Annotated in this window: 16 protein-coding genes and 1 tRNA gene; 3 read left to right on the forward strand and 14 right to left on the reverse strand. The window is 37.2% G+C overall.

The annotated features are described in order from the left end of the window. Positions 1-84: 84 nt before the first annotated feature. Both pta and udk read right to left on the reverse strand, forming a co-directional pair. Positions 85-1,062 (reverse strand): phosphate acetyltransferase, encoded by a 978-nt coding sequence (gene pta / locus KJS36_RS00690; RefSeq protein ID WP_213533294.1) that lies wholly within the window; start codon positions 1,060-1,062, stop codon positions 85-87. A gap of 191 nt (positions 1,063-1,253) precedes the next feature. Further along, positions 1,254-1,877, reverse strand: coding sequence for a uridine kinase (gene udk / locus KJS36_RS00695; RefSeq protein WP_213533296.1), 624 nt, complete (start codon positions 1,875-1,877; stop codon positions 1,254-1,256). Between the two features lie 222 nt (positions 1,878-2,099). On the opposite strand from udk, the gene KJS36_RS00700 reads away from it, so the two are divergent. Beyond that, positions 2,100-3,092 carry a Gfo/Idh/MocA family protein gene (locus KJS36_RS00700; protein ID WP_213533298.1) on the forward strand — a complete coding sequence of 331 codons (993 nt, stop codon included), beginning with the start codon at positions 2,100-2,102 and terminating at the stop codon, positions 3,090-3,092. 39 nt (positions 3,093-3,131) lie between these two features. Beyond that, positions 3,132-3,204: transfer RNA gene (locus tag KJS36_RS00705), tRNA-Arg, on the forward strand. 86 nt (positions 3,205-3,290) lie between these two features. Here the strand turns inward: KJS36_RS00705 and uvrA are convergent. The 3 genes from uvrA to KJS36_RS00720 form a co-directional block, all read right to left on the reverse strand. Continuing rightward, positions 3,291-6,113, reverse strand: a complete 2,823-nt coding sequence (uvrA, locus tag KJS36_RS00710) for an excinuclease ABC subunit UvrA (RefSeq protein ID WP_213533300.1) — start codon at positions 6,111-6,113, stop codon at positions 3,291-3,293. A gap of 78 nt (positions 6,114-6,191) precedes the next feature. Beyond that, positions 6,192-6,374, reverse strand: coding sequence for a YcxB family protein (locus KJS36_RS10975; protein ID WP_213533302.1), 183 nt, complete (start codon positions 6,372-6,374; stop codon positions 6,192-6,194). A gap of 111 nt (positions 6,375-6,485) precedes the next feature. Next, complete coding sequence (locus KJS36_RS00720; RefSeq protein WP_213533304.1) at positions 6,486-6,698, reverse strand: hypothetical protein; 213 nt, start codon at positions 6,696-6,698, stop codon at positions 6,486-6,488. Between the two features lie 126 nt (positions 6,699-6,824). Between KJS36_RS00720 and KJS36_RS00725 the strand changes: the two genes are divergently transcribed. Further along, positions 6,825-7,124, forward strand: coding sequence for a GIY-YIG nuclease family protein (locus tag KJS36_RS00725; RefSeq protein WP_213533306.1), 300 nt, complete (start codon positions 6,825-6,827; stop codon positions 7,122-7,124). A gap of 59 nt (positions 7,125-7,183) precedes the next feature. On the opposite strand, the gene KJS36_RS00730 is transcribed toward KJS36_RS00725, so the two are convergent. The 9 genes from KJS36_RS00730 to KJS36_RS10865 form a co-directional block, all read right to left on the reverse strand. Beyond that, complete coding sequence (locus tag KJS36_RS00730) at positions 7,184-7,519, reverse strand: heavy metal-binding domain-containing protein (RefSeq protein ID WP_213533308.1); 336 nt, start codon at positions 7,517-7,519, stop codon at positions 7,184-7,186. A 104-nt stretch (positions 7,520-7,623) separates the two neighbouring features. Next, a complete protein-coding gene (locus KJS36_RS00735) occupies positions 7,624-8,553 on the reverse strand; it encodes an ROK family protein (protein ID WP_213533310.1) in 930 nt (309 codons plus the stop codon). A 16-nt stretch (positions 8,554-8,569) separates the two neighbouring features. After that, a complete protein-coding gene (locus KJS36_RS00740; RefSeq protein WP_213533312.1) occupies positions 8,570-9,490 on the reverse strand; it encodes a Gfo/Idh/MocA family protein in 921 nt (306 codons plus the stop codon). Between the two features lie 72 nt (positions 9,491-9,562). Further along, positions 9,563-9,946 carry a RidA family protein gene (locus tag KJS36_RS00745; RefSeq protein ID WP_213533314.1) on the reverse strand — a complete coding sequence of 128 codons (384 nt, stop codon included), beginning with the start codon at positions 9,944-9,946 and terminating at the stop codon, positions 9,563-9,565. Between the two features lie 38 nt (positions 9,947-9,984). Continuing rightward, a complete protein-coding gene (locus KJS36_RS00750) occupies positions 9,985-10,608 on the reverse strand; it encodes a thiamine diphosphokinase (protein WP_213533316.1) in 624 nt (207 codons plus the stop codon). Continuing rightward, positions 10,605-10,952, reverse strand: coding sequence for a nucleoside triphosphate pyrophosphohydrolase family protein (locus KJS36_RS00755; protein ID WP_213533318.1), 348 nt, complete (start codon positions 10,950-10,952; stop codon positions 10,605-10,607). Before KJS36_RS00755 ends, KJS36_RS00750 begins: the two co-directional genes overlap by 4 nt. A gap of 90 nt (positions 10,953-11,042) precedes the next feature. After that, a complete protein-coding gene (locus KJS36_RS00760) occupies positions 11,043-11,804 on the reverse strand; it encodes a CPBP family intramembrane glutamic endopeptidase (protein WP_213533321.1) in 762 nt (253 codons plus the stop codon). A gap of 119 nt (positions 11,805-11,923) precedes the next feature. Further along, on the reverse strand, positions 11,924-13,267 hold the full coding sequence (asnS, locus tag KJS36_RS00765) for an asparagine--tRNA ligase (protein WP_213533323.1): 1,344 nt from the start codon (positions 13,265-13,267) through the stop codon (positions 11,924-11,926). Beyond that, complete coding sequence (locus KJS36_RS10865; protein WP_280520321.1) at positions 13,264-13,395, reverse strand: hypothetical protein; 132 nt, start codon at positions 13,393-13,395, stop codon at positions 13,264-13,266. Before KJS36_RS10865 ends, asnS begins: the two co-directional genes overlap by 4 nt. Between the last annotated feature and the right edge of the window lie 37 nt (positions 13,396-13,432).

A 13,432-nucleotide genomic window follows, 5' to 3' on the forward strand; every position in this document is an offset into this window, starting at 1 on the left:
TTTATTTTCGTTTTTACTTAATAAAAAATAGTGCGAGGATATATGCACTATTTTTTAATATACTATTTTTTAATATACTATATTTTACAAAGCCTGAGCAGCTGTGATGATAGCTAATTTGTAAACATCTTCTTCGTTACAACCACGTGAAAGGTCTGATACAGGAGCGTTCAAGCCCTGCAAGATAGGACCGATAGCTTCAAAATTACCCAAGCGTTGTGCAATCTTGTAGCCAATGTTTCCGGCTTGGATATCAGGGAAGATAAAGACATTTGCATGACCTGCAACATTTGATTCTGGTGCTTTTTGACGAGCAACAGCTGGAACAAATGCTGCATCAAATTGCAATTCACCGTCCAAATCAAGTTCTGGATGTGCTTCTTTTGCAAGTTTTGTAGCTTCAACTACTTTATCAACATCTTCAGATTTACCAGAACCTTTTGTTGAGAATGATAACATCGCAACTTTAGGTTCAATATCAAAGAGCGCAGCCGTTTCAGCAGAGGCAGCGGCAATATCAGCAAGCGTTGCTGCATCTGGTTTGATATTGATTGCACAGTCTCCAAAAACATATTTTTCATTGTCATCGCGACCACGTACCATGATGAACGCACCTGAAACAGATTTTACACCTGGTTTTGTTTTGATAATTTGCAAAGCTGGACGAACAGTATCCGCTGTTGAGTGAATTGCACCTGAAACCATTCCATCAGCAATTCCCATATAAACAAGCATTGTTCCAAAATAATTAGGATCTTTCAAAATTTCTTTAGCTTGTTCTTCAGTAACTTTACCTTTACGACGTTCAACAAAAGTTTCTGTCATTGTTTCAAAACGTCCACAGTTTTCTGGGTCATAAATCTCAAATCCTTCTGGATTAATCCCACGTGAAATCAAAGTTTCAGTGACTTCTTTAACATTACCAATAAAAACTGGTGTAATCAAACCGTCTGCATTAAGACGATTGGCAGCACCTAAAATACGTGCATCAGTACCTTCTGGAAAAACGACTTTAAGCCCTTTACCATTGATTTTTTGCTTTAATGATTCAAAAAGTTCCATTTTAAATAAAATTCCTTTCGGTGCTTATTTTTTTCTAATTGTTATAGATGCACCTTACTTTTACACACATAGTATATCACAATTTGCACAAAATGGTAAGTATTTTTTCACAAAAATCTTCTATCTTTGAGATAGAAGATTTTTAACCTAAAACTTTAGCGAAAGTATTCAAAAATAAACATTTCTATTTTTTAATTTTCATGTAGAATACTCGCAATTTTTGTTGTAATAATATCAACCCCGACTGTATTTGAAACTCCTTCAGGAATGATAATATCTGCATAACGTTTTGTTGGTTCAATAAACTGATGATACATTGGTTTAACTGCTGTGAGATACTGACTAATCACAGAATCTAATGTACGACCACGTTCCTCAATATCCCGACGAATACGACGAATAATTCTTACATCATCATCTGTATCTACAAATATTTTTATATCCATTAGTTGACGCAAACGTTCGTCTTCAAGAACTAAAATTCCCTCAACAATCAAAACGTCAACTGCTTCTTGGCGATAAGTCTCTGCGCTTCGTGTATGATTAGCATAATCATAAATCGGAATATCTACTGCACGTCCTTGTTGTAATTCTTTAAGTTGAGCAATCAAATAATCTGTATCAAAAGCTAATGGATGGTCATAGTTTGTCTTTGTTCGCTCCTCAAAAGTTAAATGTGATTGGTCTTTATAGTAGCTATCATGTTCAATCATTGCAATTCTCTCATCGGGAAATGAGTCTAAAATAGCGTGGGAAACACTCGTTTTTCCACTTGCTGAACCACCTGTTACACCAATAATCAATGTCTTTTTCAAGCTAATTACTCCATTTTTTCAATCTTATTTCCTATTTATTTTACCACAAAATTTCTTAGAAAATGTATTTTTTTATACTTTCAATTTGATTAGCATTTCAAAACTTTAATTCTTAGAAGTGTTTACTTTTTATTTTTTAATGAAAAGAATAAAGCAAGAATTTTATTCTTTTTTCTGCTATAATAGATAAAGATTTTCTCATAGGAAAATAGGAGATTTTTTATGTTAAAACTTGGAATCATTGGTACTGGTTGGATTAGTAGTTCTTTCGTTGAAGCTGCTCATATGACAAAGCAATATCGCTTAGAAGCTGTTTTCTCTCGTTCTTTAGCGAGTGGATTAAGTTTTTCCGAAGATTATGCAGAGGTCAGTTTATATGAAGATTTGGATGAATTTTTAACGCATGATTTAGATATTATCTATATTGCTAGTCCAAATGCTATTCATTTTTCTCAGGCGAAAGCAGCAATCTTGGCTGGAAAAAATATTATTGTTGAAAAACCTGCTTTTTCAAATCCCACTGAATTATCAGAAATCATTGCCCTTGCTGAAGAAGAGAAGGTTTTATTTTTTGAAGCAGCACGCAATATTCACGAAACATCATTTGAAATTATTAATAACTTTTTAGCAAATAAAACAGTTATAGGAGCAGATTTTACTTACTCTAAATATTCTTCAAAGATGCCAGCTCTTTTACGTGGAGAGTTGCCTAATAAATTTAATCCTAAATTTTCTGGTGGATTACTTGCTGATTTGGGAGTTTATTTGCTTTATGCAGCGATTTATTGGTTTGGAAAACCTGAAGATGCGCATTATGATGCTGTTGTTTTGCCAAGTGGTGTTGATATAGCTGGTATTGGTAGTTTGGATTATAAAAACTTTAAAGTTGCCATCAAATGTGCAGGAAATTTGACAAGTTATTTGCCAAGCGAGATTTACACTACTGATGGTACTTTAATTCTTGACGGTGTTAATGCTATAAAGAAAGCAAAATTTGTGAAATTTGATGGTGGGACAGAAAATATTAAAATCACAGCTGCCAAACATAATCTTTATGATGAGGCACTTCATTTTGCCGAAATTTTAAATACTGCTAATACAATGTCTTCGCAGTATCTTTATAAAGATTTACAAAGTCTCGCGAAAGATGTCGCAGCTACAAGTTATACTATGCGTCAGAGTGCCGGTATTCATTTCACAGCAGACAAAGATTAAGTTTCTCCCCGAAATGAGGGTAATCGTTTCGGGTCAACCGGTTCCTTAGTTAAATCGGATATAACTACTGCCTCCTAAGCAGTGATTGCCAGTTCGATTCTGGCAGGAGCCATAAAAAAACAGCACTGATATTTGCAATCTGTAATAAATAAAAAAGGTTCAATTGAACCTTTTTTATTTATTAACTTTACTTTCTCTTTATTCGTGTAGTTTCGTTTTCAGATATTTTCCTGTGTAGCTTTCGGGAACTTGTGCGACTTCTTCTGGTGTACCTGTGGCAAGAATTGTTCCTCCGCCTGCTCCGCCTTCAGGTCCAAGGTCAATGATATAGTCTGCTGTTTTGATAACGTCCAGATTGTGCTCGATGACAACGATGGTATTTCCTTGGTCAACTAAGCGGTTGAGGACGGTTAAAAGTGTGGCTATGTCTTCGCTATGTAGTCCTGTTGTAGGTTCATCTAAGATATAGAATGATTTTCCTGCGCTACGTTTTTGGAGTTCTGAGGCAAGTTTCATACGTTGCGCTTCGCCTCCTGATAATGTTGTTGCTGGTTGACCTAAAGTAACATAGCCTAAGCCAACATCAACGATTGTTTGGAGTTTACGCTCAATTTTTGGAATGTGTCTAAAGAACTCGAGAGCATCAGATACTCGCATATCGAGAACTTCTGAGATATTTTTTTCTTTATAATGAACTTCTAATGTTTCAGAATTGTAGCGTTTGCCATGACAGACTTCGCATGGTACATAAACATCGGGCAAGAAGTGCATTTCAATCTTGATGATTCCGTCTCCTGAGCAAGCTTCACAGCGTCCACCTTTGACATTAAATGAGAAACGTCCTTTTTTGTATCCTCGAATTTTGGCTTCGTTGGTATTGGCAAAAAGGTCACGAATATCGTCGAAAACGCTGGTATAAGTTGCTGGATTTGAACGCGGTGTACGTCCAATAGGACTTTGGTCAATGTCAATCAAACGTTCAATTTTTTCGTAACCACTGATGGATTTATGTTTACCTGGTTTTTCTGAGTTATGGTTGAGTTTTTGAGCGAGTGATTTTTTGAGAATTGCATTGACAAGTGTTGATTTTCCTGAGCCTGAAACACCTGTGACAGCTGTCATGATACCAAGTGGAAAATTCACATTGAGATTTTTTAGATTGTTTTCGGCAGCACCTGTGATTTTGACTGCTTTGTCTTTGTCAATCTGTCTACGCTGTGCTGGTACTGGAATACTACGTTTTCCTGCAAGATATTGTCCTGTGAGGGAATTTTTATTGCGCATCACTTGTTTGGGAGTACCACTAGCGATGATTTCACCACCGAGGTCACCTGCTCCTGGTCCTACGTCAATAAGCCAATCGGCTGCCATCATTGTATCTTCGTCATGTTCTACAACAATGAGCGTATTTCCTAAGTCACGCATTTTTTTCAGTGATTCAATCAGACGGTCATTGTCACGCTGGTGGAGCCCGATAGAAGGTTCATCTAAGATATAAAGAACGCCGGAAAGATTTGACCCGATTTGAGTGGCAAGGCGGATACGCTGGCTTTCTCCTCCTGAAAGAGTACCTGCTGCACGCGAAAGCGTGAGATAGTCCAAGCCAACATTTTTTAGAAAACTTAGTCGGTCGGAGATTTCTTTGACAATAGGCTGAGCAATCACTTTATTCTGTTCTGAGAGTTCTAATTTTTTAAAGAAATCAATCTCATCACCAATGGCATAGTTTGATAACTCGCCAATGTGCCTGTCTCCAACGCGAACAGATAATGCTTGGTCATTGAGGCGCAAGCCGTGGCAAGTCGTACATGGAAGCTCGGTCATATAGCCACGCGCGAGTTCGCGAGAAGACTCGGTCATACCTGAGCGATAGCGGCGCCAAAGATTGGGAATCACACCGACAAAGAGCATATCTTTGTCTTGATATCCAAAATCTCCTTGATGACGGAAATGGAAAGTGCGTTTTTTCGTGCCATTCAAGATAACATTTTGTGCTTCTTCAGATAATTTTTCCCAAGGAACGTCCATTGGAATACCAAATTGCGTGCAGGCTTGTTCCAAAAGTGCTGGATAATAGGTGGATTGCTTGCCGTACCAATAAACGATGGCACCTTCTGCTAAGGTTTTTGATTTATCTGGAATGAGTAAATCGACATCGGCTTCTAGTTTTATACCGAGTCCTTCGCAATCTGGACATTGTCCAAAGGGAGCGTTGAAGCTGAAAAGACGTGGTTCAAGCTCTGGAACTGTAAAACCACAGACAGGGCAGGCGTAAAATTCGCTGAAAAGGAGTTCTTCTCCGTTCATTTTATCAACAATGACGTAACCTTCGGATTGGTGCAAAGCAGCTTCAATCGAATCAAACAGACGGGAACGAATGCCTTCTTTGACGACAATACGGTCAATGACGACTTCAATAGTATGCTTTTTATTTTTATCGAGTTCTGGTACTTCGGAAATGTCATAAACCTCGCCGTCCACGCGGGTGCGAACATAGCCATCTTTTTGGATACGCTCAAAAACTTTAACATGTGTTCCTTTTTTCGCACGAATAATTGGTGCTAGAATTTGTAGGCGCTGTTTTTCAGGAAGTTCGAGGACTTGATTGACGATTTCTTCAGGAGATTGGGCGGAAATTTTACCGTGCCCATTGATACAGTAAGGCGTGCCGACACGTGCGTATAGAAGACGCAAATAGTCGTTGATTTCGGTGACTGTACCTACGGTCGAACGTGGATTTTTGCTGGTTGTTTTTTGGTCAATGGAAATCGCTGGAGATAGGCCATCAATGCTGTCAACGTCTGGTTTGTCCATATTCCCGAGGAATTGACGCGCATAGGCGGAAAGACTTTCGACATAGCGACGTTGTCCTTCGGCGTAAAGGGTTTCAAAGGCAAGTGAGGATTTTCCTGAACCTGAAACACCTGTCACGACAACGAGTTTATCACGCGGAATCGTGACATCAATATTTTTTAAGTTGTGCTCTCTGGCACCGTGAATGATTATTTTATCTTGTGGCATTTTAATTCTTTCTCAATAAATAATTAACTTTATTATAACATTTTTAAATAAGAAAAACGGTACTTCCCGTTTTCTTAGTCATTTATAACGTTTGATTTTTTCTTGTAGGAGCTGTCTGAGTTCATCTGGTGTTCCTTGTGTAAAATCTGATTTGGTGAGTAAAAAAGCAGCGGAATTGCTAATATAGAGATAAAAACTATCTGCCGTTTCACGGACTGAGGTGAAACTTTCATATTTCATTTCTGATGTGCCGTTTTGCAAATCTCCTGTACTTTCAATAGTGACCTGTTCATCTGTGAACTGTAAATTTTGCTGACTCGTTGCGACTGCAGGATTATTTTTCTCAAACTTTTTAACGGTTTGACTGACCAGTCAGCGATAGAACGGAATAATAATAATTGCTAAAAGTAAGGTCACGACAAATTGGACAAGCCCGCCACTATTTCCCGTGAATGAAAGAGGGGCAATTACGAGTAAAGCAAGAGTTAGAGAGAGTATTCTCACTTTTGTTCTTCGGTGAAAAATATTAAACCAGCAATAGCGACGGTAAATTGCAGCTGTGTAGTGTGTTTGTATTTCAATCATTTTCTCTCCTTATTTTTATTCTATCATATTTTAAATATTTTCTAACTTTCATAGATATTTTCGGCAATTATTTTAGAAAATTGTTATAATGAGAGAGAATTAATGACAAATGATTATGAGAAAAAAATGAATAAAACTTACTATATTTATGTTCTTCAATGCGCGGATAATACACTTTATTGTGGTTATACGAATGATGTTGAAAAACGCTTTACAGCGCATAATACGGGAAAAGGCGCTAAATATACAAAAGCACGTTTGCCAGTTAAATTATTGACTTCTGTCACTTTTGAAAATAAATCTGATGCTTTGAAATGTGAATGGTGGTTCAAGAATAAATTGAAGCGCAAAGAGAAATTATTGTTGATTTCAAAGCATAAAATTAGAGAAGAATTTGAAAAATATGAAAAAACGCGTCAAAAATGACACGTTTTTCTTCTTTACAGTTTTTGACAGTTCTGTCAAAAAATTTATGAGCAAAAATTTTACTGTAAATTATTTTTTTCGATTTTTGCAGCTGTACCATAAGCTGCCACAGAATCAACATTTGCAAAAGTGGAGCTGTCAAAACGCATAGCAAGAATCGCATTTGCCCCTTTTGCTCGTGCTTCTTCTTTTAGACGTTCAATCGCTTTTTCGCGTGTTTCATGTTGTAATTTTGTGTAGCCAGTGATTTCACCACCAACGATTGTTTTGAACTGTTGACCGGCACTTGAAAATGCGTTACGAGAACGTGTTGTTAAGCCAAAGACTTCGCCGTAAACTTCGCTTATTGTGTAACCTGCGACTTCATTTGTTGTCACTACAAGAATATCATCCATGATAATCCTCCTATTTTTTTTAGAAACAAATAATAATTCGATTAAAAAATATCATTTGGTTCTTATTTTATTAAACTCACTGGTAATTATTATCAGTAGAGTTTTTAATTTTCTAACCGTTTTTTAATAGTGTAGGCTGCGCCAAGTAGTCCTGCGTCATTTCCCAACTGAGCTTTGCGAATTTCTCCGAGAAGTCCAAGTTCATTCATTCTGTTCAGGGCTTCGTGACGACTGATTAACTTTTTCCAAGTCTTTTGCAACTTTTTCATGAAAAATGGATTTTCTGAAATTCCACCGCCGATAAGTACTGCTTCGGGGTCAAAAATGGCAAAAAGATTAAGAATATTAGTTGCTAAATCTTTGACAAAACTGTCAAAAACGCTTGTCGCTACTTCGTCAGAAGATTTCACCAAATCAATCAGGGTTTTTGTGTTTGTAAATTTTTCATGTTCACCTATCGTTGACAAGACTTGATTATAACGTTCAAGCAAGCCCAAAACTGTGGCAGAATGGAAAGTTTCAGATGAACGTTCAATATTTCCAGCAGCTTCAAAGCCATGATAAAGTGGCCAACCCAGCTCCCCTGCAACACCGTGACTGCCTTGATAGACTTGTCCATTAAGTACAAGTCCGCCGCCAAGTCCCGTTCCAACAACGATTGTGATATAGTTTTGCAAACCTTGCGCGCCACCAGTCCAACGTTCAGCGATTGCGGCAGCATTTGCATCATTTTCAACGGCAACAGGTAATGCCGTTTTAAGTGAAAGTTGCTCGCGCAATGGCATTCCGTACATATTTGTGAGTGCGCCAAAAGTCGTCATGACACCGTCTTTTGAAACAACACCGGGAGCGGAAACACCGATACCAATAATCTCATATTTTTTCTTGTAAGTAGCTACCGTATCCGTCAAAGTTTGCAGAAGTCTTGCTTTTTCTGTTGGTGTTGCTATTTTTGATTTTTCAAAAATTTTTCCTTCATCATCTACAACACCAAATTTAATGTTTGTGCCACCAATATCAAATGAAATATACATTTTTCTTTTCCTTCTCTCATTTATCATTCAAAAGTGAAGCAATAATCTCATGAGTTTTTAATATATTTTTTTGTTTTAAATCTTTTAAAAGCTGTTCGCGTTGAGCAGGTACAAAATTTTCTACAGCTAACATCATAGCTTGAACCAAATTTTCAAAGCCTCGATTGTAGCTTGCAGATGACCAGCCATTCACGCCAAACTGTTTTTTGTCAATTCCTGTGAAAGCTGTAAGTTCTGTTAATTCTGATAAACGCTGAGTTTGTGTAGGTGATTCAACAGTAAATTCTTCTGTAAATGCGCCAGCTTCCAAATTCATTGTTGCAATTCCTGTGCTTGTTTTTGTTTCAAGAATAACCGTCGCTTGTGTCAGCAAACCATTTTCATCTTTTTTAAGAAAAGAATGAGAAGATAAAATCTCATCATCAAGCAGATAAATCAATGTATCCAGTGGATGAGCAAAAATATCGTAAAGAAGAAATTGAGCATCACCTGCATGATTTGCCAAATTTTTACTTACTTTAATAAAATTCTTATGAGAAATTTCTTTGAGTTTTTGAGTTTGTGGAGCAAAGCGACGATTGAAAGCAATCACGAACAAGACTTGATTTTCTTCAGAAATTCGATACAGTTCTTCTACTTCTGCAAAATTTTCTGAAATAGGCTTATCCATCAAAACATGAACACCTGCTAATAAATAGCGCTTCGCCAGTTCAAAATGCTGACTTGTTGCTGCATGAATAACGACTAAATCCACTGTTTCAAGAGCTGCTAAATCTGTTGTTGCATATTCAAACTTGTATTTTTTGCGGATTTTTTCTGCTTTTTCCCATTCACGTGAATAGAGAATAAAACGTTGTTCGCCCTGCAAAGCCGCATAAACTGGTAAATATGCTTTACTTGCAATGTTTGATGTTGCCCCAATAACTCCGATTATCATTTATTTCTCCTTGAATTTTTAGAAACACATTTATTTTTTACTTTTCATTATATCTTTGATAAAATTTTTTATTTATTTCTCATCTACTGCGGCAATAACTTCAACTTCTACAAGAGCAGATTTTGGTAATCCTGCGACTCCAACAGCAGAACGTGCTGGAAATTCTGTGTTGAATGCTTCTGCATAAACCACATTAAACTGAGCAAATTCAGCAATATTACTCAAAAAACAAGTTGCTTTTACGACATGGTCAATATCTGTGCCAGCTGCTTCAAGCAAAGCTTTGATATTTTTCATTACCTGTTCAGTCTGTTCTTCAATCGTTGTCCCTACAAGCTCACCTGTGGCTGGGTCAAGAGCGATTTGCCCTGATGCAAAAAGTAAGCCATTGACGATTTTCCCTTGGACATAAGGACCGATAGCTGCTGGAGCTTTGGGAGTTGCAATTTTTTTCATTATTTATACCTCTTTTGTTATTTTTATTTAAGAAACTTCTAATCTCCAGAATAAATCACGATGACATTTCCTTTTGTGAAACTAACGGTCATATTTTCATCAATGAATTCGTTACTGGCATAAATTTCTTTGAAATTATCTTCAGCTTTGAGTGGATATTTTGCATTTTCAATCGCCAAAGTATCCTCTGTTCCCACTTGCATGAAACCAATGTATTTTTTATCGGCAATCCGCGGTAAAATATGTTTCCCAGCTCGCAAATATCTCATAATATTCTTATTATCTACTAATGAAATGCGCTCAGAATACTCGGAATATTTTTCTGTAAGCGGTAGGTAAATATTGGTCAACATATGGTCTAAACGTCCGCCAAGTGCACCCGCAATGGTAATTTCCGCACCAGGATAATGTTGAATTGCATAATCAAGTGCGACTTCCAAGTCAGTATCATCTTTTTCTGCTGGTAATTTTATAAGTTCTTTGGCAATCCGTTTGACCTTGTCGAACTCAATTGAAGAAATAGAATCAAAATCTCCAACTGCAACATCAACTGGCAAGCGGTTTTCCAGCAAAATCACGTTTCCCCTATCTACACCTATCGTTTTATCAAAAGTCATTCCTGCCAAAAATGCTGGCATTCCTGCTACAATCAATACTCTCATCTTTCATCCCCATTTCCCGAAATCTTTCCCCGCGTTAAACGACTTTCCAATTTTTCAATATTTTCTTGTGCCAAATCATCAAGATTTAATCCCAAATAACGCGCAGTTGTCGCAAGATACCAAAGCACATCTCCCAATTCTTTACCAAGTGCTTTCTTATTTTCTTGCGTTATCTGTCCTTTTTGGTCACGAATAATCTTTTTAACCTTATCTGCTACTTCACCAGCCTCACCTGGAAGTCCCAAAATCTTGTCCAAAAAGGCGAGGTCAACTGTGTTAATTGCGCGAATATCTCCATTGAGGTCAAATTTAACGATTTTTTCTTGATAGTCATTCAATTCCATAAATCTATTATATCAAAACAACGTTTTCATTTCTTCTATCAGTGATATTTTTGTTAAATTTTTTTGACAAAACTGTCAAAAACTATTTTTTTAATTTTCTAAGCGTTTTTTGAACAAACTGAGCTGTTTCTTGCCCGTCAAAAGATAAGGAACAACAATGATTGCAACGACAACATAAAGTCCTATAACACTCCCTACTGTTGCGTGTGTTGAATTTACCGAGCTCGTCAATGAAACTGCCGTGAAATCAATCGCTGTGTGTAAAATAATTGGCAAGAGCAGATTATTACTTTTCATGTAAATAGTCGCCAGTAGCACACCAAGGGCGACAACATAAATCACTTGCAACAATGTATTATTGAGCGACTGATGTGTCAAATTTACCAAATGAGTCAAGCCAAATAAAATCGACGAAACTGCAACCGCAAAAGGTAAGGATTTTCCACGTGAGACAAGACTTCCAAAAATGAGGCCTCGGAAAATAAATTCTTCCGCAGCTCCGACAATGAAAAATGCCAGTAAATTCAATAATATCAAAGGAAACGAAGAATGTTTCACAATGACAGCATTGATTGTAATCGCCAAATAAAGCCAAGCAAGCCACAAAATTCCCACAGTTTTTAACCAAGAATAACGTTCAAATAAGATTTTCTGCTTAAAAAATTTAATATTTAAAAAAATAAATAAAGCTAAAAGCGGAACATCCTGAATAAGCGTGTTTGCCGCTATTCCTGCAAGTCCTGTCAAATGTGGTAAATGCAAAATTCCAGTTATTTTCAAAAGCCAAAAAAGTCTGCCTAAGCCAATAATATAGCCAATGGTGATTGCAAAAATGATAATCACTTTTTTCATAATTTCCTCCAATTTTCTGATAAATCCATTATATCATGCTATTTTAAGATTTTTGTGCTTTGTCCTAAGCTTGAAACAAAAAAATCTTGCCAGAGAAACTGACAAGATTTTTAAAATTTTTAAGGTTTAATACGGTGTAACATTCGTGGGAATGGAATGGCTTCGCGGATATGCTCTGTCCCAGCGACAAAAGTCACCATGCGTTCAAGCCCAAGTCCAAAACCAGCGTGCGGCACTGAACCATATTTACGCAAGTCAAGATACCAGTCATAATCCTCAACTGCCAGACCTTGTTCTTTAACTTTTTCAAGTAATTTTTCATAATCTGTCTCACGTTCAGAACCACCGATAATCTCGCCGTAACCTTCTGGTGCTAAGAGGTCTGCACACAGAACACGCTCAGGATTGCCAGGAACTGGTTTCATGTAGAAAGCCTTGAAACTTGCAGGATAATTGCAGACAAAAGTTGGAACACCGTAGAAGTTTGAAATCCATGTTTCATGCGGGCTTCCAAAGTCATCACCATGTTCCAGATGCTCATAATCGGCACCTTCTTCGCCCTCGTGTGCTTGTAAAATGTCAATTACTTCATCGTAAGGTACACGTTTAAATGGTGTATCCACGTATTTTTGCAAGGCAGCTGTATCGCGTTCTAGCACATCCAACGCATAGCTTGCATTGTCCAAAACACCTTGAATCATTGCTTTCACATAAGCTTCTTGAATATCAAGTGACTCATCATGACTAACAAATGGATATTCTGCATCCATCATCCAAAATTCTGTCAAATGACGGCGCGTTTTTGATTTTTCTGCACGAAAAACGGGTCCAAAGTCGAAAACACGTCCAAGTGCCATTGCCCCTGCTTCAAGATAAAGCTGACCTGATTGAGACAAGAAAGCAGGATTTCCAAAATAATCTGTTTCAAATAAATCTGTCGTATTTTCAGCAGCATTTCCTGACAAAATCGGACTATCAAACTTGATGAAGCCATTTTTTGCAAAGAAATCATAGCTTGCGTAGATAATTGCATTACGAATTTGCATAATCGCCATTTGACGTTTTGAGCGGAGCCACAGATGACGATGGTCCATTAGAAAGTCTGTTCCGTGGTCTTTCGGTGTAATCGGATATTCCACTGACTCGCCAATCACTTCAAGGTCTGTCACGTCCATCTCATAGCCAAATTTTGAACGGCTGTCTTCTTTGATGGTTCCTGTCACATAAACAGAAGTTTCTTGAGAAAGATGTTTGATTTCCTCAAACTTCGCTGTTCCTGCTTCTTCTCCAAATTTTTCAATCATATTTGGTTTAAAAACGACGGCTTGGAAAAACGCCGTGCCATCACGGAGTTGTAGGAATTGGAGTTTTCCTTTCCCTGATTTATCGGCAAGCCAAGCGCCAATTTTTACTTCTTTTCCAACGTAATTTTTTACATCTATGATTGAGATTAAATCTTTCATTTTGTATAAGTCTTTCTATAATTTTTTATTGATTTTATCGTATTGTTGATGCCAAAGAAAAAGCCAGCAATGAGGACAAGAAGTCCAATAAGCAGTAGCCACCAGCCCATCGTAGTAGAAACAAGCATAAGTAAAATACCGATAAAAATTTCAAAACAGCATAAT

The sequence above is a fragment of the Lactococcus nasutitermitis genome (assembly GCF_018403765.1).
Lineage (GTDB): Bacteria > Bacillota > Bacilli > Lactobacillales > Streptococcaceae > Lactococcus > Lactococcus nasutitermitis.